The sequence below is a fragment of the Duganella sp. SG902 genome (genome assembly GCF_013376005.1).
Lineage (GTDB): Bacteria > Pseudomonadota > Gammaproteobacteria > Burkholderiales > Burkholderiaceae_D > Rugamonas.
In genome coordinates this window covers 13294-34319 of sequence record NZ_JABMJK010000027.1, presented here as the reverse complement: position 1 = coordinate 34319, position 21026 = coordinate 13294, and the positions used below count along the sequence as shown (strand labels likewise).

General features: G+C 62.8%; 26 protein-coding genes. 7 read left to right on the top strand and 19 right to left on the bottom strand.

Annotation, left to right across the window (positions count from 1 at the left end):
• Window positions 1–141: 141 nt before the first annotated feature.
• Both FHW83_RS29745 and FHW83_RS29740 read right to left on the bottom strand, forming a co-directional pair.
• Window positions 142–1161: a phage major capsid protein, P2 family gene (locus FHW83_RS29745; protein ID WP_176649974.1), complete on the bottom strand. Its 1020-nt coding sequence runs from the start codon at window positions 1159–1161 to the stop codon at window positions 142–144.
• A gap of 37 nt (window positions 1162–1198) precedes the next feature.
• Window positions 1199–2182, bottom strand: coding sequence for a GPO family capsid scaffolding protein (locus FHW83_RS29740; protein ID WP_176649973.1), 984 nt, complete (start codon window positions 2180–2182; stop codon window positions 1199–1201).
• Between the two features lie 142 nt (window positions 2183–2324).
• Here FHW83_RS29740 and FHW83_RS29735 point away from each other — a divergent pair, with 142 nt between their 5' ends.
• Both FHW83_RS29735 and FHW83_RS29730 read left to right on the top strand, forming a co-directional pair.
• Window positions 2325–4088, top strand: coding sequence for a terminase ATPase subunit family protein (locus FHW83_RS29735; protein WP_176649972.1), 1764 nt, complete (start codon window positions 2325–2327; stop codon window positions 4086–4088).
• Window positions 4085–5128 carry a phage portal protein gene (locus tag FHW83_RS29730; protein WP_176649971.1) on the top strand — a complete coding sequence of 348 codons (1044 nt, stop codon included), beginning with the start codon at window positions 4085–4087 and terminating at the stop codon, window positions 5126–5128. The genes FHW83_RS29735 and FHW83_RS29730 overlap by 4 nt, the downstream gene beginning before the upstream one ends.
• A 16-nt stretch (window positions 5129–5144) precedes the next feature.
• Here FHW83_RS29730 and FHW83_RS29725 read toward each other — a convergent pair whose 3' ends face one another.
• Window positions 5145–5753, bottom strand: a complete 609-nt coding sequence (locus tag FHW83_RS29725) for a hypothetical protein (RefSeq protein WP_176649970.1) — start codon at window positions 5751–5753, stop codon at window positions 5145–5147.
• Window positions 5754–7595: 1842 nt separating this feature from the next.
• Between FHW83_RS29725 and FHW83_RS29720 the strand changes: the two genes are divergently transcribed.
• The 3 genes from FHW83_RS29720 (at window position 7596) to FHW83_RS29710 (ending at window position 9095) form a co-directional block, all read left to right on the top strand.
• Complete coding sequence (locus tag FHW83_RS29720; RefSeq protein WP_176649969.1) at window positions 7596–7958, top strand: hypothetical protein; 363 nt, start codon at window positions 7596–7598, stop codon at window positions 7956–7958.
• Between the two features lie 83 nt (window positions 7959–8041).
• Entirely contained in the window at window positions 8042–8698 is a 657-nt protein-coding gene (locus FHW83_RS29715) for an AAA family ATPase (protein ID WP_176649968.1), read from the top strand.
• A gap of 73 nt (window positions 8699–8771) precedes the next feature.
• Window positions 8772–9095: a hypothetical protein gene (locus tag FHW83_RS29710; protein ID WP_229224414.1), complete on the top strand. Its 324-nt coding sequence runs from the start codon at window positions 8772–8774 to the stop codon at window positions 9093–9095.
• A 44-nt stretch (window positions 9096–9139) separates the two neighbouring features.
• Here FHW83_RS29710 and FHW83_RS29705 read toward each other — a convergent pair whose 3' ends face one another.
• The 5 genes from FHW83_RS29705 to FHW83_RS29685 all read right to left on the bottom strand — a co-directional run bounded on the left by FHW83_RS29705 (window position 9140) and on the right by FHW83_RS29685 (window position 13084).
• Window positions 9140–9373, bottom strand: coding sequence for a hypothetical protein (locus FHW83_RS29705; RefSeq protein ID WP_176649967.1), 234 nt, complete (start codon window positions 9371–9373; stop codon window positions 9140–9142).
• Between the two features lie 12 nt (window positions 9374–9385).
• Entirely contained in the window at window positions 9386–12139 is a 2754-nt protein-coding gene (locus FHW83_RS29700) for a toprim domain-containing protein (RefSeq protein WP_176649966.1), read from the bottom strand.
• Window positions 12140–12242: 103 nt separating this feature from the next.
• Window positions 12243–12575, bottom strand: a complete 333-nt coding sequence (locus tag FHW83_RS29695; RefSeq protein ID WP_176649965.1) for a hypothetical protein — start codon at window positions 12573–12575, stop codon at window positions 12243–12245.
• A 25-nt stretch (window positions 12576–12600) separates the two neighbouring features.
• Entirely contained in the window at window positions 12601–12855 is a 255-nt protein-coding gene (locus FHW83_RS29690; protein ID WP_373997288.1) for an ogr/Delta-like zinc finger family protein, read from the bottom strand.
• Window positions 12856–12907: 52 nt separating this feature from the next.
• A complete protein-coding gene (locus FHW83_RS29685; protein WP_176649964.1) occupies window positions 12908–13084 on the bottom strand; it encodes a hypothetical protein in 177 nt (58 codons plus the stop codon).
• Between the two features lie 132 nt (window positions 13085–13216).
• Here FHW83_RS29685 and FHW83_RS29680 point away from each other — a divergent pair, with 132 nt between their 5' ends.
• Window positions 13217–13927 carry a helix-turn-helix domain-containing protein gene (locus FHW83_RS29680; protein ID WP_308936776.1) on the top strand — a complete coding sequence of 237 codons (711 nt, stop codon included), beginning with the start codon at window positions 13217–13219 and terminating at the stop codon, window positions 13925–13927.
• A 53-nt stretch (window positions 13928–13980) separates the two neighbouring features.
• Here the strand turns inward: FHW83_RS29680 and FHW83_RS29675 are convergent, their stop codons facing one another.
• The 7 genes from FHW83_RS29675 to FHW83_RS29650 all read right to left on the bottom strand — a co-directional run bounded on the left by FHW83_RS29675 (window position 13981) and on the right by FHW83_RS29650 (window position 16441).
• Window positions 13981–14436, bottom strand: coding sequence for a hypothetical protein (locus tag FHW83_RS29675; RefSeq protein WP_176649962.1), 456 nt, complete (start codon window positions 14434–14436; stop codon window positions 13981–13983).
• The gene (locus tag FHW83_RS29670; protein ID WP_176649961.1) at window positions 14433–14648 is read right to left on the bottom strand and encodes a hypothetical protein; all 216 of its coding nucleotides are present in this window, start codon (window positions 14646–14648) and stop codon (window positions 14433–14435) included. Before FHW83_RS29670 ends, FHW83_RS29675 begins: the two co-directional genes overlap by 4 nt.
• Before the next feature lie 10 nt (window positions 14649–14658).
• Window positions 14659–14919, bottom strand: coding sequence for a hypothetical protein (locus tag FHW83_RS29665; protein WP_176649960.1), 261 nt, complete (start codon window positions 14917–14919; stop codon window positions 14659–14661).
• Window positions 14920–15031: 112 nt separating this feature from the next.
• Entirely contained in the window at window positions 15032–15163 is a 132-nt protein-coding gene (locus tag FHW83_RS31130) for a hypothetical protein (protein ID WP_255490568.1), read from the bottom strand.
• A gap of 9 nt (window positions 15164–15172) precedes the next feature.
• On the bottom strand, window positions 15173–15604 hold the full coding sequence (locus FHW83_RS29660) for a hypothetical protein (protein ID WP_176649959.1): 432 nt from the start codon (window positions 15602–15604) through the stop codon (window positions 15173–15175).
• Complete coding sequence (locus FHW83_RS31240) at window positions 15604–16188, bottom strand: BrnA antitoxin family protein (RefSeq protein WP_308936775.1); 585 nt, start codon at window positions 16186–16188, stop codon at window positions 15604–15606. Before FHW83_RS31240 ends, FHW83_RS29660 begins: the two co-directional genes overlap by 1 nt.
• Window positions 16172–16441, bottom strand: coding sequence for a BrnT family toxin (locus tag FHW83_RS29650; RefSeq protein ID WP_176649958.1), 270 nt, complete (start codon window positions 16439–16441; stop codon window positions 16172–16174). The genes FHW83_RS31240 and FHW83_RS29650 overlap by 17 nt, the downstream gene beginning before the upstream one ends.
• A 288-nt stretch (window positions 16442–16729) precedes the next feature.
• Here FHW83_RS29650 and FHW83_RS29645 point away from each other — a divergent pair, with 288 nt between their 5' ends.
• A complete protein-coding gene (locus FHW83_RS29645) occupies window positions 16730–16870 on the top strand; it encodes a hypothetical protein (protein WP_176649957.1) in 141 nt (46 codons plus the stop codon).
• Here the strand turns inward: FHW83_RS29645 and FHW83_RS29640 are convergent.
• From FHW83_RS29640 to FHW83_RS29625, 4 genes are read right to left on the bottom strand one after another with little or no spacing between them, the layout of a single operon-like run.
• Window positions 16867–17922: a phage late control D family protein gene (locus FHW83_RS29640; protein ID WP_176649956.1), complete on the bottom strand. Its 1056-nt coding sequence runs from the start codon at window positions 17920–17922 to the stop codon at window positions 16867–16869. The genes FHW83_RS29645 and FHW83_RS29640 overlap by 4 nt on opposite strands.
• The gene (locus FHW83_RS29635; RefSeq protein ID WP_176649955.1) at window positions 17919–18335 is read right to left on the bottom strand and encodes a phage tail protein; all 417 of its coding nucleotides are present in this window, start codon (window positions 18333–18335) and stop codon (window positions 17919–17921) included. Before FHW83_RS29635 ends, FHW83_RS29640 begins: the two co-directional genes overlap by 4 nt.
• Before the next feature lie 9 nt (window positions 18336–18344).
• On the bottom strand, window positions 18345–20909 hold the full coding sequence (locus FHW83_RS29630; protein ID WP_176649954.1) for a phage tail tape measure protein: 2565 nt from the start codon (window positions 20907–20909) through the stop codon (window positions 18345–18347).
• Window positions 20906–21022 (bottom strand): GpE family phage tail protein, encoded by a 117-nt coding sequence (locus FHW83_RS29625; protein WP_176649953.1) that lies wholly within the window; start codon window positions 21020–21022, stop codon window positions 20906–20908. The genes FHW83_RS29630 and FHW83_RS29625 overlap by 4 nt, the downstream gene beginning before the upstream one ends.
• Between the last annotated feature and the right edge of the window lie 4 nt (window positions 21023–21026).

Here is a 21026-nt window from a genome sequence, read left to right as displayed (position 1 = left end):
TGAGGCGGCGCCGGTCGGCCACCAGCTTGACCAGCATCAGCTCGTAAGCGCTGGCGCCGGCCATGGTGGCCTCCGGCGCGGCGGCCGCAGCCGCCTTTGCCGCCGTCACACGCTCAAAATGGCGTTGTGCCGGGGATTTCATCAAGCCGCCCAGGTCAGTTTGATTTTTTCAACCAGGGCGCCGGCGCCGAAGTCTTCCACTACATAGGCGTCGTTGCTGGACTCGTAGTTGGCCACGCGGTCGCTTGGCGGTTCGTCGATCACGGCACGGCGGCGGCCGCCTTCCTGGTAGTAGATCGACAGGTTGGCCAGGGTGGTGATGAACAGCGCATTGGCCGGGAAGAATGGAACACGCACCGCCGGCAGGCCACCGATACGCTTCTGGCTAACGATCACGTCCGCCGCCATCTTCTCGCTGGCGTCCTGGTCCTTGTTGATGATCGGGAAGTACTTGTCCGCCAGCAGCGCGCGGCCGCAGATCACCACCAGCTCGGTGTTTTCCGCATGTACCGGGTCGATCAGGCGGTTGGTGGCGTCGAAGACCAGGGCGTCCAGGTTCTCGTAGTCTGCGCCAGCTGCGGCGCCAACACGCACTTCGTTAGGGTGGGCGCCTTCGTCCAGGACGCGCTCCGGCGCTTCCTCGCGGTACTTCTGCAGCCAGCCCTTGTTCACGTCCTGCAGCAGCGGGTTGGCCACGCGGTCGGAAGTGGCAGCGCGCGACACGCCGTTCCAGCCGATCATGATGCGGTCCAGCGCCTGCTGCTTGACGATCACGTCACGCAGCTGGGTTTGGAAGTTCGGGAACTTCGCCCACATATCCAGCTTGTTGTAGCGGAAGGCGGTGTCGAAGTTGGTTTGCGTGCATTCGTAGTCCTTGCCGATCAGGTTGGAAGGATCGTTTGGCACGCGCGGGCCTTGGGTGGTGTCCTTGGTGCCGGCGATGGTGCCGCCCACGCCCAGGCCCAGCTTTTCGCCCTTCTGCTCGGTGACAGGCACAACGTTGATCTTGCTCAGGAAGTCGCTGGACTCCTGCACGCGCTTTTCCAGGGTTTGCTGCACCGATGGTGCAACGCTGAATTTCTTGCTGGCGTCGTCCACGTTGTTCAGCTGGGCGATGGCCTTGGTGTATTCGTTGAATTCCAGGCGGGTCTTGTTCTGCATAGTGCTTTCTCCGGTAAATGAGGGATGGTGCTGTGGGTTAGCAGTCGGTCTTGTTCTGGCCGCTACCGCCGGTGGCCACGCGGCGCGCTGGGGTGCCGTCCGAAGTGGCCGACAGCTTGGCGGTCAGCTCGGCCAGCTTGTCGCCCTGCTCCTTGATGGTCTTGGCCTGCTCGGTGGTGGTGGCGGTCAGCTGCTTGATCGACTCGGTGGTGTGGGTGGCCAGCTCGACCACGGCGGCGTTCACGTCCGCGAAGCGGGCGTCAGCCTGGCCGCTTTCCTTCTCGGCCTTGCCCAGCAGCGCCTTGACCTTAGAAAGCAGCACGGTGCCCAGGCCTGGCGCTTCCATGTCCAGCACCAGTTCTTCGCTGGCCACGCTGAACAGGTTGTCCGGCGCCTGCTTGCGCTTGGCCATGGTTTCCGGGTTCTTGGCCGTGAAGGCCAGCATTTCGGTGCCCAGGCTGGCCGGGCTGTCGGTGACAGCCAGGCCGACCAGGTAGGCCTTGCCGGTGTCGGCAAACTTCGGGTTGATTTCGCACGAGGTGTAGACCTTCTGGCCCGCCTTGGTCATTGCCACCAGGTCGGCGGTGGGTTTGATCTGGGCGTACAGGCCCAGCTTGCCGTCCGCTTCCTCGCGGGTTTCCAGGGCCAGCACGTCGCCGTAGGCCTTGAACGGGCTGTCAGGGGTGTAACCCTTGATGTGCTCCAGGTTGATGCGGGCGCCGTAGGTGTTGACCGGGTCATAGCTGGCGGCCATTTCTTCCAGCCACGCGCGCTCGATGGTGCGGCCGTCCGTGGTGGCGCCTTCCTTGGCGATGCGGAACATCTTGGTCTTGTCGGCGTGGTTGTCGGTGCCGGTGGTGGCGACGGTGCCGAAAGCGCCCAGGCCCATCAGGCCCAGGCTGGCCGCATCGGCGGCGCCGGCCATCGGAATGTGTACGCCGGTGGCGGCGTGCGCGCTGGCAGTGAGGCCCAGCAGGCCGATGGCGGCCAGGGTGAGCGTGATGTGACGTTTGCGGATCATATTTTCTCCAACAGGGTTAATGGTGTTGACCATGGCCATGTTGTCCTGTCGCGCGCTCCCGCTCAACGTGCGCGCGCTGTACCGGCAGCGGGCACGCCGACGCCTTGATGCCCTCACGCGCGCGTGGCCCTACGCTTCGTCCATGCTCGAAAACACCGCCACCGAACAAGACGAATTTGACCCGCGCCGCGCCGCCCGTGCCCTGTACTGGCAGGGCTGGCGCATTTCGTCCATTGCGCGCCACCTGGGCATCAAGCGCGCTACGGTGGAATCGTGGAAGCAACGCGACGAGTGGGACAAGGCCACGCCGCTGGAGCGCATCGAATCGTGCATCGAAACGCGCCTGGTGGCGCTTATCTCCAAGCCGGAAAAGGAAGGCCGCGACTTCAAAGAGATTGACCTGCTGATGCGCCAAATGAAGCACTCGGCGCAGGTGCAAATGTACGAACAGACCGGGAAGGAAAGCGACCTTAACCCGAACCTGCAGCGTAAGGACGCGAAGCGCAAGAAGGGCGAGCAAAACGAATTCTCCGAAGACCAGGTCGAGAAGATCCGCGAAGCCTTTATTGACTCGCTGTTCGATTACCAGAAGGTGTGGTACCGCCAGGGCGACCGCCGCACACGCAACATTCTCAAGTCGCGCCAGATCGGCGCTACCTGGTACTTCGCCCGCGAGGCCCTGCTCGATGCGCTGGAGACTGGCCGCAATCAGATCTTCCTGTCGGCCAGCAAGGCCCAGGCGCACGTGTTCAAGCAATACATCATCCAGTTTGCCAAAGAGGTTTGCGGCGTCGAACTGCGCGGCGATCCCATGGTGCTGCCGAACGGCGCAACCCTGTACTTCCTGGGCACGAATGCGCGCACGGCGCAGTCCTACCACGGCAATTTCTACTTCGATGAATATTTCTGGGTGCCGAAGTTCAAGGAGCTGAACAAGGTGGCGTCCGGCATGGCCATGCACAAGCAATGGCGCAAGACGTATTTCTCAACGCCGTCCGCCATGAGTCACAGCGCCTATCCGTTCTGGGATGGCTCGCACTTCAACCGTGGCCGCGACAAGTCCAAGCATATTCACCTGGACGTGTCGCACAGCGCCCTGGCACAAGGCCGCATGTGCGAGGACCGCCAGTGGCGCCAGATCGTGACGGTGGAAGACGCGCACGCCGCCGGCTGCAACCTGTTCGACCTGGACGAGTTGAGCATGGAGTACAGCGCAGAGGAATACGCCAATCTGCTGATGTGCCAGTTCATTGACGACACGGCGTCCATCTTCAAGTTTGCGGACCTGCAGCGCTGCATGGTCGATACCTGGGAAGAGTGGGAGGACGTCAAGTTCCTGGCGCTGCGTCCCTTCGGCCATCGGCCCGTGTGGGTCGGCTATGACCCGGCCTTGTCCGGCGACTCGGCCGGATGCATCGTGCTGGCGCCGCCGGCGGTCCCTGGTGGCAAATTCCGCGTGCTGGCCAAGCACCAGTGGCGAGGGATGGACTTTGAAGCGCAGGCCAAGAGCATTAAGGAAATTTGCCAGCAGTACAACGTGACCTACATGGCCATTGACACAACCGGCATCGGCGCCGGCGTTCACCAGCTGGTCAAACAGTTCTATCCGGCCGTGGTGCCGCTTCAATACTCGGCCGAAGTCAAGGGCCGCCTGGTACTGAAAGGCCTGTCCGTCATCGGCGCCGGCCGCCTGGAGTTTGACGCCGGCTGGACGGATCTGGCGGCCGCCTTCCTGGCGATCCGCAAGACCGTCACGGCCAGCGGCCGCCAGGTCACATACACCGCAGGCTACAGCCAGGAAACCGGACACGCCGACCTGGCCTGGGCTTGTCTGCACGCCATGGGCAACGAACCGCTGGAAGGCGGCACGGCCACCAACACCTCAATCCTGGAGTTTTCCACATGACCAAGAAACACCGCGCTGCCGCAGCTGCTGCAGCGCCTGCAGCGGCCAGCACGGCCGCCAATATCGAAGCCTTCACTTTTGGCGATCCTACGCCCGTCATGGACCGCGCGGAGATGCTGAACTATGTGGAGTGCCTGTCTAACGGCCGCTGGTACGAACCGCCGGTCAACTTCGGCGGCCTGGCCAAGTCGTTCCGCGCCGGCACGCACCACGCCTCTGCCCTGTACTTCAAGGCCAATGTGTTGGCGTCCACCTTCATCCCGCACAAGCTGCTGTCGCGGGAAGCGTTCGGCCGTTTCGCGCTCGACCAGGTGGCGTTCGGTAACAGCTACCTGGAGCGCAGGGACAGCCGCCTGGGGAACCCGCTGCAGCTGGCGCCGTCGATGGCCAAGTACACGCGGCGCGGCCTGCAGGAAGGGCAATACTTCTTCCTGGATGGCTCTGGCGAAGAACACGAATTCAAAACCGGGGCGGTCTTCCACCTGATGACGCCCGACATCAACCAGGAAGTGTATGGCCTGCCGGAATACCTGGGCGCCCTGCACTCTGCCTGGTTGAACGAATCGGCCACCCTGTTCCGCCGGCGCTACTATGAGAACGGATCCCACGCCGGCTTCATCCTCTACATGACGGATCCGGCCCACAACGAAGCGGACGTCAACGCGCTACGCCAGGCCTTGAAGGACAGCAAGGGACCGGGCAACTTCCGCAACCTGTTCATGTATGCACCGAATGGGAAAAAGGACGGCATCCAGCTGCTGCCCGTGTCCGAAGTGACCGCGAAGGACGAGTTCTTCAACATCAAGAATGTGAGCCGTGATGACATGCTGGCCGCGCACCGGATCCCGCCGCAGCTGCTGGGCGTGGTGCCGAGCAATACGGGCGGGTTCAGTGACCCGGCCACCGCAGCCCGTGTGTTTGGTCGGAATGAGATTAAGCCGTTGCAAGACCGGTTCCTGCAGCTGAACGACTGGCTGGGCGATGAGGTGGTGAGGTTCACCGAATACAGCCTGGACGCGGGCGCAGCCGCGTCCAAATAAGCACCAGGGCGGCGCCTTACTCCATGCCTGCAATACGCGCCTGCCCTTGCCCTTCCAGCTCGGCGCGGCGTTTAGCGTCCGCGCTGTTCTTCTTCACATACTCACGAACGAACAGCACGCGGTTGCCCTTGAAGAACAGGCTAGGGTTCACCCAAAACACATTGGGCAGGCGGGGCGCCAGGAAGTTCTTGCCTAGCAGCTCGCGCAGCCCGGTCTGGAATGTGCGGTCTGTCATGCCAACATCAACGCCGGACAGGCCGCCATCGAACCAGGCCAAGTACACCGAATCGGCGTAGCCGCCCACCATCGGTTCATCCTGGTACTTCTGCAGGACCAGCTGGAACACGCGGTATGCTGTGCGGCTCAGGCCAAACGCGGCCTTGACGCCATCGGCAAACACCTTGACGAACTCGGTTTCGTCCTTCTCGATGATTTCATGGATAGCTGACACGCGCGTGCCGCCGTCTGCTGTGGGTTCCTCACGCACGCCGGTTTGCACCTTGCGTTTCTTGATTTCGATGGCATTGGGCGCCAGCAGCGGGTTCTTGTCGGCCGAGTAGGTCAGGCTTTTCAGGCTAGGGCCGGTACGCGCACCAGCGACGTTATGTTCTCTTTTCTGCGCCATCTTTTACTCCTTATTCTTTCGTTGATGGGCGGATCGTACCACGCATAAAGCGAAAAGTTAAGGCCTTATTTCTTCGGTCAGGCGGTAAACCTTCTACGCATCAACCGAAATAATAAGCCACTATTCTTTCCGATTCATGCAAAAAATTTACGGTCAACGTCAAGAAATTTACGGTCACTTCTAGCATCCATGCGGGTTATACGACGATTCCTTCTCTTTCTCTAACGCCAGGGGGCTAGGGGGAAGGCTTCCCCCATGCGTAGGTTTTGGGGTTCCCTCGCGCGTAGCGCCTGGATAGGCCGCGCCGACGCGTCCAGGGACTTAGAAAATGAGACTGCCCCGCTTCGCGGCGCACAAGGTACGGCCGGCAAGCCGGCCTTGTAGCCTCAACATGCTCAGATCAACCGCCACGGGACGGCTGCGCAGACCTTCGCCGGGATACGGAGTTGGCCGCAAGCGGCCAAGGCCTACCGGCCCGGCTCCTACCGGCTCACCCTCGCCAAACCCCGGCGAGGGCTACGGGCACCTGCGCCCCGTTCACGCTGGCCGAAACCCCGCGCCCTCTCGGGACGCGGCGCCCAGCTCGTCACCTCACCACACACCAAGATCAACCCCGTCTGCCAGGTAACGGCCTCATTGCGGCCGCTGGCCAGCGCGCGGGCCTGGTTTCCCATTCATGGGAAAACCTCTCTAACGCAGCCGGCGAAACCCCGGAGGGGCGCGTCAGCGTCGCGCGCAGCGCGATTGCGACCGGAACCAAGCGCCGGCGGGCGCGCGGTAGGGCTGAACGTTGGCGCCGATCTATGCCAGGAAAGATCGTGGTCATTACTCGCAACATCGGCGGGCGTGGATAGCCCTGGGACGCGGTAGGACGCATCAGGAGCGCCGATCTGCTGCACGCACGTCCTTAGACGCCCCGCGAGCACCGAAGCGCTTGTAGGGCCGCTGGTGGCTTCCCAGGGCATACCCCTTGCCGGGATTTCGGAGGCCCCTCCGCGCCTCCGGCTTATTTCGACCCCTCGGAAATGATGCAGCGGCCGATTTTGGCCGGACCCCGCCAGCTGTAAGGCTTCTTGCCGTTCCGGCCTGCCGGCTTTTGATGCGGATTGATGCGCGCAGCGGTGGTTTTGACGCACCAGGTGCAGGGCCTGGAAGGGATCGAGTCCCAAACGCCGGCACAGGGAGAAAACGCCGTGGATCCGTGGATTGCCTGGAATTCACGCCTAAGTCATTGATTCTGTTCAATTTGCAATTCCGTGGAATCCACGGAAATGGGTGTTTCCACGGGAAAAATCCGTGGATGAAAAATTAGGCAGTTGGGAAAAGTCGTGGAAAACAGGCTGAAACCCGTGGATCGGTGCGCGTGGGGCTTCTTTTCTTCCTTGCCTTATTTCTTCTTTCTTTTCAATAACTTAAAGAAAGAAGAAGAAGAAGGGGGGCGGGGCAGGCGGTGGGAGCCGGAACAAAACCCGTGGAAAAACGGGGGTAGTTCGTGGAAAAACGAGGGGTGGCCGTGGATGGTAGTTGCTCCAAAATCAAAGACTTAGCTGTAAATGCCCCCTCAATCCACGGGTTTTTTGTGCTGTGTGTACCTCGACAAAGAAAAAACAGGTGCGCGGCCCCTGGTCCACCCTGGCCAGGCCTGGCGCGGCCGCCGCAGCTGGCCAGCTCGTCGTTGCGAAATCTATACATCAAACATACATCAACTTGCCATATACATTAAGTTGATGTATTGTTGCCGCAACTTGCACATCAAGTTGATGTATAGATGATGTATAGACGATGTAGTTTATACATAGCCCATAACCTGCCCATGCGTGGGCATAGACGAGAGGATCCGCCATGAAAGACCTGCTGCAAGAAACCAAAGACGCGATTGTGGAGTACGAGAAGGCGCTGGCCGCCCTGGACAGCATGGAGCTGGCCGGCGGCTACGTAGTGCGCTTCAAGAAAGTCTGTCTGACCTTTGACGCGACGGAAGACGGCGTGCATGTGTTCAACCCGCGCCCTTGCAAACCACACCTGGCCCGCAGCTTTTCCTGGGCACAGGCCAAGGCCATTGCGGCCCAGCTGCACAGCAAGGACTGTGAGCGTGGCGAGGTGGTGCATGTGCGCCAGGCCGTGCATGAGCTGTTGGACTCCTACCAGGCCGTGCTGCAGACCGTGGAAGCGTTCGCCGCCGGCAAGGATCCGCACCTTGAATGATGTAATGCAGTCACAATGCAGACTTGATGTAACCTTGACGTATAGTTAAAATCAACTTGATATCAACATAGGGTAGGGATGATATGACCATTTTTACGGTAGCAAATACCAAAGGCGGCGTGGGCAAGTCCACCAGCACCGTCCAGATTTCGACCGGCTTTGCCCTTCAAGGCCTCCGCCCCTGGGTGGTCGATGGCGACAAGAAACAAACCTCGGCCCTGCTGTCGCTGACAAACCGCCTGAATGCCGGTTTCCCAGGGATCGCGGCCACAGAACTGTCGGACGGCGGCAGCTTGCGCGCCCAGGTGCGCCTGCAGTCGCCGCAGTTCGACCACACGATCATCGACGTAGGCGCGCGCGATTCCGGCGCGCTGCGCGCGGCCTTGACGGTCACGGACGTCCTGGTGGTGCCGTTCGCCCCGCGTGCTTATGACTTGTGGGCTTACGAGAACATGGTCGAGCTGGTCAAGGAAGCCCAGGAGCTGCGCGATATCAAGGTCATCCCGTTCCTGAACATGGCCAAGTCGGACGATGGCAAGAATTCGGACAATGCCCTGGCCATTGCCGACATTGAAGCCCTGGGCTTCCCGGTGGCGCCGGTGCGCGTCGGGAACCGGGTGGCCATCGACCGCGCCAGCGCGGCCGGCCTGAACGTCCAGGAGTACAAGCCGGTGGACGAGAAGGCCCGCGACGAGGTGGCCAAGCTGGTCCAGTACATTCTGGAATTCAGCCAGTCCTGATACATCGGGTTTGCATCATGTGTACATCAACATGATGCCCCTTATACATCAAACCAACATAGGAATTACATCAATGACACAGCAACGCAGAATCCCCACGAAGCCGACCAGGCCAGCACTGTCTGAGGAACAGGCCGCCGCCTTCATCAGCAACGCGCCGGACGAGAAGCCGGCCGCACCAGTAGCGGCGGCGCCGGCGCCGGCAGCGGCCGCGGAGTCGGCGCCAGCCCTGCCGCGCGCGCTGCGCAAGCGCAAGGAACCGGTCACGATGACGCTCGACCCGGGCATCCTGGAAGAATTCGACCAGCTGGCCGCCAACATGGGTTTGAGCCGTGCGGCCGCCACGGGCATGGCCATGCGGAGAATGATTGATGAGGAAAAAGCGAAGCGGAAGTAGGGCGCCCGCCCAAAGACAAAGGCCACCAGGACGGTGGCCTTTTTTTATGCCTGGTGTTTGACCAGGTGGCGCCGCCGCGCCTCGATCTGTGCGGCGTCGATGGCCACCAGGTTGCTGCAGTCGCGCGGCGCTTCGGCACGCAACCAGCGCGCCGCTTCCCGGTCGATGCGACAGCGGCCATAGCCTATGCTGCGGTAAAACTCGTCCATTTCCTTGTCGCCTGGCGTCTTCCTGGGCGTTACGGTCAGGTGTTTGCAGCCTATGCAGGATCCTGTCATGTCTTTCCCCTCTTAGTCCTTGGTCGGATCGTCGCGCACCGCCACGGCCAGGCCGAATTTGGCCAGCGCGGCCAGGTTGAGCGGGACCAGGTGCGACACGCGCTTGCCGCCGATGGTGCGCTCGGCCTCGGTGTCGCCCTGGATCACGCCGGCCTGGCGCAGCTGCTTTTTGAACACGTTGGCGGACTTGACCGGAAGGCCGTTCCACTTCTCGCGCAGATGGGTGGACGTGGCCAGGTGGTCGATGATGTGGGCCGGACGGATCAGCAGGCAGGCCTCGCCGTCCACCTTGTCGAAACGGTTCGGGTGATGGAAGCGGCCGGCGTCCATTTCGGACAGCACCGTTTCCATGATCCAGACCCATGGCGAGCGGTCTTGCGTGGACTCGGAAATATGCAGGTTCATTTCCGCCACCACGTTCTTCTCAAAATCCCCCTCTTGCCAGTCCATGCCGGCAAACTCGGTCAGGTAGCTCCAGGCCAGCAGGATGGCGGCGTAGTTGCCGGCCATACGGGTGGCGCCGTCGTCGCCCTCGGCGCCACGGCTGTGGCGCATGACGTAGGCCTGGATCTTGTCGTACTTGGCTAGCACCTCGGACTTGTTCAGCTCGGCCAGGAACTGCAGCCACTGGCGCAGCGGGAAGCGGGGCAGATCCGCCGGCAGCTTGACGCCCTTGCGGCCGTTCAGATCGGTACGCACCAGCTTGCCCAGCAGGCTGCGCACGGGCACGTCTTCGCCGGCCAGCAGGACCGGGGCGGACGGCATGTATTGGGTCATGGCGGCGCCGCGCTTGGTCACGGTGTACTGGTAGGCCTCCTGCAGCAAGCCCACGGCCTTGTCGATCACGTCCTGGCGCCTGGCGCTCAATTCTTCCCAGCCCACGGGGTGACTGGTATGGGACAGGGTGGTCAGCTGGCGGTAGTCCGTTTCCAGGGACTGGCCGGAAAACATGGTCATGGCCAGCGTGCGTTCCATGGCCTTGGTCAGCGTGGTTTTGCCGGCGCCTTTGTCGGCCTGGATGGTCAGGTGCGGCCAGAAGCCCAGGATGGCCTTGAGGTGCCCGCCCAGGCCCCACACCAGGGGCAGGGCAGCGGCGTTGTTCAGGAACGTGGCCTGGTAGGCGCGGATCACCTTGGCGGCGTCCTGCTGTGGGCCGGACGGGAATGTCAGGTTGGAATAGGGGCACTGCTGCTCCGGCGCCGTGAAGTAGCAGTCCGGTCCCTCGTTGACGGCCAGGCGGCCGTCCAGCCAGGCCAGGCCCACGAAGTTGGCGGCGTTGCGGGCGCCCAGGTGCGCCGTGCGCGCCACGATGTTCAGCATACGAGAGAAGCGCTTAGGCTCATAGATCGCGCCGAACTGGCCCCACTGTGCCAGGTTGTTCAGCTGCTTGGCGGTCATCACATCGCGCACCAGCTCGGCGCCATTGTGTGCCGTTTGCACGGTGACAGAGAAGAACACGGTGGGCGACGAATCCACATCGCCGGTCATGGTCGACGTGGCGCTAGCCACTTTCACGCGGGACAGCGAAGCCACGCGGAAGCCACACAGGTCTTCATGCAACGGCGCATCGTCATCATCGCCGGATTCCTTGCGCTTGATGTAGTAGGTGAAGTCCGGCCGAACACGGTAGCGCCAGTACTGCGCGAAGTCGTGCGACGGCAGGTGCATACGCTTTTTCCCCTGGACGCCGGCATCGCCAGGCAGGCCAGGGATTAACCATGGCTCCAACTCGTCCAGCGCCTTGGCCAGCTTGGGGGCATCATAGGCCTGCAGGTAGTCGTTCACATCGTTGATCGGCTCGCCCTTGTCGTCCTCCCACGCCGCCTGGTCCACCAGCAGCGCGCTGATGTTCAGCGCGGTCAGAACGTCATACAGATCCCACATCGCTTCCGGGCCAGGGCGGTGGCCGGCGCGGTGGTGGCCTTCGGGGAAGGGCTGGTCATTGTCCAGGCAGATGATGACCTGCTTACCACGCAGGAAGGTCCAGTCGATCAGGCCCAGGTTGGCGATGCCGCGAATGGCGAAAGCGGCCGCGCGGGGCTTGTTGCAAGTGTCGATGGACAGCACGTTGATGGGGCTTTCAACGATATACACCGTTTCTGCGCGCTCCAGCTTGCGCGGATCCGAAGTCCAGCCGTAGCCGTCCTTCTCGCCCTGGCATTGCGTCTTGACGCCGCCGTTCAGCTCCGCATCGAAGTAGCGCATGTCCACGGCCACCACGCGGCGCGTACCAGGTGCGTGGACGATGAAGGCCACGCCAGGGCCGCCGTGGCCCACGCTGCCTGGCGCCTTGGATGGGCTGGTGTAAGCGTTATAGCCCAGGGTGTTGGCGCGGAAGGCGGCGTTGATGGCGTCGTTGCTGATGCCTCGGCCGTTCAGGTAGGCGCGGCAGTTCTCTTTCTCGGCCAGGGCCTTGTCCGCGATGTATTCCGCGCGGCTCTTGGGCTCCTTCGGCTGGTCCTTGCGGTCGGGCGTGCTGAACGGAATGGCGTAGGTTTCGTGCAACCAGCGCATGGCCTCGGACAGCGTGCAGCCATTCACGTACATCACCAGGTCAACGCAGGATCCACCCTCGTCCGCGCTCCAATCCTTCCAGCCGGTGCCGTGCTTGGGGTGGTTGACGAAGATGGACAACGATGGGTTTTTGTCCGGGTGGTGTGGTGAGTGGTACAGGGCGTCGTCGCCACCTTTGCCCTGTTTCATGCCCAGGCGGTCCGCCAGGTCGCGCAGGTCAATGAGGCGTTTGAGTTCGTCAATCGAGGCCATTTTGTGAAGGTTTTTCCGGTCGTTGCCAGTTCGTAAACGTGAAAAGGGCTTGACCGCTGCGCCAGGCGCAGCAGCAAGTCAGGGGTGTTCCTTTGGGATTAGGTCAGGCTGTGGCCAGCATCGAAGGCGGCCCCGCGTGAATCAGGCGCATCAGGCCGGCAGCGGTCAGGACAACCTGCCGGCCATGTTCGTCCTTGATGAACAGGGTAAAGCTGGTGGTCTTGCTGCAGTCGATGCTGGCCTTGCTGTGGCGTGCGTCCAGCTCGCCCACGGCCTGCATGGTGGCCATGTGGGCATTGGCGTGCGACACGCCGCAGGATTCGACCAGGTGCGCGATACAGCGGTCGACCAGCTTTGGCAGGTCGGGGCTGAGGTGTTCCGCTTCGTGGTCCCGCAGGAAGCTCATGGCGCTGCAGGCGAGGGTATTGATAGACATAGGGCTCTATTCCTTGATTCGTGGTTTAGATCAGCTGCAGCTGTTCCATGAGGAGTTCGCGCGCGACATGGGGGGAGAAGGGGATATTGATCCCGCGTCGTGGCATGGCAGACGGCGACAACGTGCGCAGGACTTCCAGGCCGGCCACGTAGGTATGCCCGCACAGCGGGTTGGTGCATACATACGTAATCTCGCGCATGGTGTCGCTCATTTTCTGGCTGCTGCGGGCGACGGCGCGCGCTTCGCAATGAGGGCAACGGATAGTGATTCGCAGGCTCATATTTAACTGGTCGAATAATAAAAAGACCCCCCGGCCCCTTTATTACAATTTGTTAATTCTGTTGCTGCGGCTGTTGAGATTTATAGGCTTTCAAGCCCAGGCGGTAGATAATCCCGGCCATGGACTGGCGGCTGCGGGCTTCATCCTTGCGGATTTGCTCCAGCTGTTCGTCTTCGGCTTGGGTGAGAGGGATAGGGACGCGAGGATCTTTGCGGCTTTCAGTCTTCATTTCCTAGTCTATCTTCGTTACAATGTGTGAGAATTAATCACGTTTCGTGAATTTTCGTGTTTAAACGTAAATATTTATTGCGTTTCGTAAAATTCTACGCTCTACTCCCGGCTCCGTACAGTCTTTTCGACGATGAATCGCAATTTCCAAATCTACAAAATGCAAACTAAACAGATCTTCGTTCAAGAAATAATCGACAGAATGAAAAAGGTGCTGGGGTTCACGAAGGATGACGAGCTGGCTAACTACCTTGGCAAAGCCAAGAGCACGCCGGCCGGTTGGCGCGCGCGCAGCTCCATCCCCGTCACCGAAGCGGTGCAGATCGCTCTGCAGCACAACATCAGTCTGGACTGGTTGATCCTGGGACGCGGTAGCGGCCCGGAACTAGTGGCGCCGGAAGTGATGGGCACAGTGGCCGGCGTGACCCTGGATGCCGCAGAGGTGCCGGGCTATGTTGACCTGGTGGTGTTGGACATGGCCACCTTCCACTCCACCAGCAAGGACCGCGCGTGGAAGGTGCCGCGCCTGTGGCTCGATCAGGAAGGCTTGACCGTGGAAGACACGGTGATGGTGCGCGCCGCCGGCGACACGATGATCCCGACTATCCAGGATGGCCAGATGGTGGTGGTGGACCGTCGCCCGCGTGATTCGGACGGTGTGTACCTGGTGCGCTACCTGGATGCGGACACGGTGCGCTTCAAGCGCGTACAGCGCATGTTTGACGGCTCGTTGCGCCTGTCGAACGACAACCCGGCCTATACCGTCGATGTGGTGGCCCGCGAGGATGCGGAGCGTATTGAGTTCATTGGGTACTGTCATGCGTCGGTGCAGCAGGTCCGCTAATCCTTCCCCGCTTGATACGACAAGGCCAGCATCGCGCTGGCCTTTTTTTATTCCTACCGTTTCCCCTTCGGGTAACCGCCTGGTGGCGGTTTAAGCCAGCCCTCGTCAAGCGCCCGCTGCAGCAGCGCGCGGCCAGCCGGATCCTTGGCCAGCTCGGCCAGGCCGTCCTGCATGGCGTCCTGCAGCGCTTCCTGGTCGCGCACCTGGTCCAGCTCGGCCAGGCCTGCCTCGGCCCACTCCCTGAACTCGTCAACCTGGGCCTTCAACTTATCCAGGTGCGCCTGGTCCAGACCTGGCGCGCGCATGGATTCCAGCATCGTGCCCCAGGCCTTGGCGGTCCTTGCGTGGTTGTTCAGCATCGCGCGGCGGTTGGCGATGAAGTGCAGTTTGAGGCTGTCGTGAATCGGGATCTTCATGTCCGTGGCCTCGCGCCACAGCTGCATGGACATGCGCATCATGCCCGGATCCAGGCGCACGGTGAAAGCGTTCTTGTCGTCGTAGATGCTCATGCTTCCTCGTCCTCTTCCAGTGTCGGCAGACGGCGCCCTGCCACCAGTTCGGCCACCAGGTGGCGGCGTTGGCGGTTCAGCTCGCGCCAGATATCGCTGCCGCCGCAGTCGGCCAGCTCGCCGTCGATGTGCGCTATCTCTTCTTCGATCTGCAGCTTGTCGGCGTCGGTCAAGGTGATGCTGTCGCCGTCATGGTCGTAATGCTCGGTCATGCCTTCTCCTTTAGGTCAGGGTGCCCTGGTCGCGGGTCCACTTCGTAAAATCAATCTCGGCATGGCGCAGGCCCATGCCCTTCAATTCATCCAGGGCGGTTTCCACGCGGGCGTAGGCCTTCGGGTTCTCGCGCTTGGAGCGCAGCACGTATTCCTCACGGCCGCGCAGCACGATGGCCCAGCGCCGGCCGTCGAAGCACTGCACCACGGCGCGCGTCACGGTGGCGGATCCCACCAGGGTCTTTGCCGTGTCGATAGTGACACTCTGCATGTTATGTCATCCCGTAAGGTTAAAAGTGTCTCCCACTTTATAGCAAAATGGGAGACAGGGTAAGCGGGGCGGGCGGGTCTATTTGACGTAACGCCCGTTACGCGCTGGCCGGCTACGCCCGGTCGTACTCGTCGCGCAGCTCGTCGGCCGACACGCCAAACTTGCGCGCGGCCTTGTACTCGGCATCCGGGTATTCCCAGCCTTCCGCGATCAGCGCTCGCAGGTATTCAAGGGCTTGGCTCATTGCTTCTCCTTAGATGGTTCCGGCCGCACGCCTGGCGCGCGCAAGCCATTCCTGGTTTTCATCCATGACCAGCAGGACGGGTTCGTTACCATTGATGCGCGGGCCGGGGCCGTGCAGCATGTCGGCGTAGTGTGTCGGCGTGGCGGGCATCCCGTCGATGTACCGCCAGCGCTCGCCGTCGAAGTAGCCGGGCCACACGGGCTCGCTCGCTTCCGGGTCATACAGCTGCAGCGTAATGTCCGAGTCCGGCAGCTTCGCCACAGGCGTCCACGTTGCGCGTTCGCTGATGGTGCGGCGGTCCAGCTCGGCCACGAAGGCGGCCAGCAGCTCGCGGGCGATGGTGGCGTTGACGCCGTGCAGGAAGGGGCGCAGGCCGCTGGTGCGCGCCACTTCCACCAGATCCAGCGCGCGCGGGCTGGCGTTCATGGTCGGCGCGGTCATCAGTAGATCACTTCCAGATCAGCCATACGCGCGTTGCCCACGTCCACCGTGTACACATAGCCGCGCGCGGCTTCCGCCTGGCCATGCTCCAACAGGTGGTGCTTGACCTTCTCGCGGGCTTGGCCGTCGTCCGTGGCCACCACCAGGAACTCGCCCAGCTGCTCGGTTTCCTTCTCGCGCCTGTGGACGGTGGCGTGGTAACGGTGGGCCAGTAGGTTGCGCTCGGCCAGGTATTCCTGCAGGGCCGCGTTAACGCGGGTTTGCCAGCCGTCGCCGGTGGCCTTGAAAGAATCTACCACCAGGCTATCCAGGCGCATCGTGGTGGGCACCTTGGTGGCGTCCTGGGCCGGACGGCCGCGCGGTCGGCGCGCAGGCTTGAACTGCGCCAGTTCGGCGTCCGTCAGTGGTGGGTTGTCCGGGTCGGTCAGTGCTGCGGCCGTAATGGCGGCATCCTCGTCCGCCGTGGGGCGGATAGCGGTGTGCATCTTCTGGCGGCGGGCCTCGGCGCGGCGCGCATCCTCGCGCTGCTGGTCGGTTTGCGCGGCGGCTTGCGCCGCCTCCATCGGTTTAGTAGCTGCTTTCATATTCCTTGTACTCCCTTGAGTTTGCCTTGCGTAAGCTGATGATTCGTCTTCCATCTTCCCGGTCCACATACACCGCACAGTAAAGCCTGTTTCCGATGAATCCGAGTGCTTGGTACCTGTCCTCCCCGTAGTCGTTGCGGTCATCCAGTCTTTCCAGCGCCGCATCCCAGTCGATCTTTTCCGCCTCTTTCAGTGAAACGCCGTGTTTCTCTTGGTTGCTGCGGTCCTTGTTTGGGTCATATGTAATGTCCATATAAATTATTGTACGTACAAAAAATGAAGGAGTCAATAAATATTTGTACGTACAATAAATGTGGTGGAAAACCCACTAGAGGACCGGCAGGCGCGCATCGGGCTTACTGCGGTTTGCAACCACGTCCACAGAAATGGGAAACCATGGGCGCAGTCGAATTGCTTAGCGGTGGGTATGTTGGAACGGTTGCGGCCATGCGGTCGTGACTCTCCTATACGGCTATGAAGCGGGACGGCAAGCGGCCGCGCTTCATGGCCCGCATGGGCAGCAATCAACACAGGAGCATGAATGCTGAAACTGAACAAGATGGGGCGCCAGGCGCGCACCTGGTCGGCCACGGGGGCCAATATCGCCAAGATGGCGTACTACGCGGCGCGCGCCTGGTCGCTGTGGGACAAAGCAGAGAAGTGGTGGGATTGGCTGACCTAGCCGCCCTTGCGGAAGTTGCTGCGGTGGCGCTTGGTGATGGGGTCGTCCAGAATTTCCAGCTCCATGTCGCAGGTATAGCCGCCGGAGTCGTCCAGGGTGTGCGTGACCTGCTGCACCAGCCAGTCCTCGTCATCAATCTCCGGCTTGCTCCAGCCGGAGAGCGTCACGGGCGCCTCCGGCCGCAGCTGCGGCACGCCGATGGCCATGGTGTAGTTAAACGTGGCCTGGCTGCGCTTGGTGCGCTCCAGTTCGGCCGTGGCGGCCGCCTCGGCCTCGGCCTCGCTGGCGTACTTCTCCGGCAGCACCTTGACATTGTGGTTGTCCTCGCCGCCCACGATCACGCTGTGGCGCTTCTTCTCCCCGTTGCTGTACCAGTAGGCGCGCACCGCGCTGTAGTTCTCGCGCTCGGAAATGTGGAAGCGGTGGCGGTCGCCATCCTGGCGCGTCAGCGCGATGGCGGGGATTTCCTGCCCGCTCATGGTGGCGCCGGTGCCAATCGGCAGGAACAGCAGATTGCCCTCTTTCACGGTCATCACGGCGTCAAAGCGCCGCGCCAGGCGCGTCAGGAAAGACATATCGCTTTCGTGGGTCTGGTCGATGTGCGGGATCTTGAACTTGCCCAGATCGTCGCCCACCTTCGGCGTCAGCTTATGGCGGCCGGCGATGGTCTGCACAATCTCGCCAATGGTCTGATTGTGCCAGCTCTTTTCCTGGCGTTCGCCCATGCCCTTGGTCATGGACGCGCTGCGGGCGCGCACCGTGATGGTGTCCGGCGTGCCGGCGTGTTCCACCTCGTTGACGGTGAAAGAGCCCTTGTCCACCAGTGCTTGGCCACTCCAGCCGATGGCCACGGCCAGCACGGCGCCGCGCTTGGGGATTTCCAGGCCGCCGTCGCTGTCGTCCAGCACCAGGTCCAGCGTGTCGGCCTCGTCGGCGCGGCATTCGCGGACCGACAGGCGCATCATGCGCGGGTCAATCACGCTGGTCAGGTCGCGGCCGTCCAGCGTGATGGTGAAGTCAGGGGCCAGCAGCGGGGAGCTGTCCTGGTTCATGGCCGCCCCCTGCTTTGCGCCATGGAGCTGGCCCGGTTGTCGTCGGTGCGCTCCAGGGTAATGGAGAAGTCCACGCGGCGCGGCCGGCCGCTGGCGTCCAGGTTGGTCCCGGTCTGGTGCATCCCGGTGATGAGGTAGGCGCCAAACACGGTTCCGGCGCCGTCGACCAGGGCATAGGCCTGGCCCTTGCTGCCCATGGCGCGCAGGTCATCCAGGGACGACAGCGTGCCGGCCAGCTCCGGCACGAGGACGCCGGAAATGGTGATGGTGTCGTCGCCGTCGCCGGTGAACTGGCGGGCCGCGCGGGCGCCCACGCGGGCGTTGCTGGCGTGCTTCCATTGGGTCTGTCGCTGCAGCTCCTGGTGGGCCAGCGTGGACATGCCAAACACGAATTGGTCAAGAGACATCAGCATAGGGGCTCCTTAATCGCTCAGGCGCGAACCGATGCGGGCACGCTTCATTTGGTCGCGCTTGTCCAGCTCGGCGCGCACGGCCCGCGCGATGGCTTCCGGGTCGCTGCCTGGGCCGGGGTTGATGGTGATGGTGATGGTGTCGCCACCTGGTGCGGCCGCGCCGGCGCCGCCTCCGGTTCCGATCGGAGAACGGGTGTCGATCGCCAGGCCGGCCGCGCCGGATCCGTCCGGCGTGAAGCCGTCCACGGCGGTCTTGGCCAGGCCCACGGCCGCCTTGGCCACCTTGGCCTTTTCCCCGTTGATGCCCAGGGCCGCGCCTTCGCTGATGAACCCGCCCAGCTCGCCAAACACGCGGCTAGGGGAGTGGATCCCCAGCTTTTCCTTGAACCAGGACACGGTGCCATCGGCCACGCTGCTGATGGCATCCCGCACCATTCCCAGCCCGCCGGTGATGCCGTTGACCAGGCCGCTAATCAGGTTGGCGCCGAACTCGGAGAACTTGCCCGGTAGCTCGATGCCGAACCAGGACAGCACGGCCGCGAAGGCCTGGTAGAACAGGCCCATGGGGGACCAGTTCAACAGCAGGGCGCCGATGCCGGCCAGGCCGCCGGAAAAGGCGGCGCTGATGGTGGACCAGATCCCCATGAAGAAGCCTTTGATGGGCTCCCAATACTGGTAGATCAGGTACGCCGCCACGGCAATGCCAGTGATGGCCAGGCCAATGGGATTCATCAGCAGCGCGCGGCCCAGGAACATGATGGCGCTGCCGGCCATGCTGATGCCGCGCGTGACCAGGCCCAGCACGTTGGCGAAGATGCCGCCCTGCAGGCCCAGCGCCGTCATGCCCATGCGAATGGCCGCGAACGGCCCCAGGATACTGGCCAGCAGCAGCAGCAGCGCGCCGCCGGCGGCCAGCAGGATGGCCAGCACGGCCGCTGTTTTCATCAGGCCGCCCGCCAGGCGCGGGTTTTCGCGCGCCCAGGCGCCCATGCCCTGGGCCACGTCGCCTAACCAGGTGGTCAGTGCTTTCAGCTCCGGGGCGATGGATTCGCCCAGGGCCACCATGGCGTTGGTAAAGGTGCCACTGGTCGCATCCCACAGGTTTTTCAGGGTGCCCAGCTGGACGTTGACACGCTCCTGCAGGGACGCCTGGGCGGCCATTTTGCCTTGCACTTCCTGGTAGCCGGCTACGCCCTTTTCCATCAGCAGCGCGACGGCCTGCAGGGTTTCGGCGTCGTCGCCAAAAAGCTCCTTGATGACGCTCAGGCGCTTCTGCGTGTCCAGTCCTTTCAGCTTGTCCAGCTGCGCGAACATCTTGTCGATGCCGCCGAACTCGCCCTTGCCGTCCGTGAAGTCCAGTTGCTGGCCTTTGCCCAGGCCTTTGTTGGCCTTGCCGATCTTCTTGGCGTCCATGGACATTTGGAAGATCTTGCGGAAGGCGTTGCCGGACTGCTCGCCGTGCATACCTTTCTGGTCGGCCATCACCAGCAGCGGCGCCAGCGCCTTGGCCCCTTCCAGGCCCTTCATCTTGATGGTGTCCATGGCCGCCGACAGCTTGGAGAAGCCCTGCAGCATGTTGTTGTCGTCCACGCCCAAGTAGAACGCGCGTTGAATCACGTCCATCAGGCCCAGCATGTCCTTTTCTGTAGTGCTGGTGGCGTCCTGCATCTTGGCCGCGAACTCGGCCGCCTCGTCGGGCGCCTTCTTCAGCTGCACGCCAAGGTAGGCGGTGGCCTCGCCCACGCCGCCCAGGATGGCCTGCGCGCTGATGCCCTGGCGGTTCAGCATGGTCATCATGTCCTGGAAGTCGGACGTGGTGCCCGGCAGCCTGTCGCCCAGCTTCATGGCCAGGGTGTTGATCTTCTCGAACTCCGGCGGGACCACGGATCCGGCCCGCATCAGCGAGGCCTTGAGCTGGGTGGCCGAATCCTCGGCCTTGGCGTAATCGGTGACGGGCACTTTCAGCGCGGCGCCGGTGGCCACGCCGGCGGCTAGCGCGCCGGCGCCCATGCCGGCCATCTTGCCGGCCTTGGCCTGGGTGGCGTTCATGCGTTCGCGGGCTTCGGCTAGGGTGCGTTCGCGCGCGGCCAGCTGGGCCAGCTGGGACTGCTGCGTGGTGATGGCGCCGTTGGCGGCCGCAATGCGGGCGCGCAGCTCGCGCTGATGCTGCCCCAGGTTGCGGGTGTCGATGCCGGCGCCGGACAGGCTGGTGCGCAGCCCCTGCAGCTGCTGCTGCTGGCGTTCGTGCGTGGTGCCCAGCTGCGCGGCCGCCCGTTTAGCCGCGGTGAATTCGCGCGCCATGGCGCGGCTGGGGTTTGCCGTGGCGTTCATGGTGGCGGCCAGCTCGGCCACGCGCTTTTGCGCGGCCTGCAGCTGGGTGGCCGTGGCCCGCATCCCGCTGTGCAGCTCGCGGAAGGTCGCCACGTCCTTCTGGGTCTTCTCCAGCTCTTTCAGTTCGCCGCGCGACTGGCGCAGCGAACCGGCCAGCTGGCGACTGCTGGCGGTGATGGCGCGAAATGGGCGCGTGGCGGCGTCGATCATGCCGAACACTACCCGTAGCTTGAGGTCGTTCATTTATCGCTTTCGTGTCGTTCTCGTGCGCGTTCGCGCCAGTCCATCAGCTCGGCCAGGCTGAATTCGTACATCGCCTGGGGTGGCCAGTGAAAGACCACCGCCAGGTCGGCCATGGCG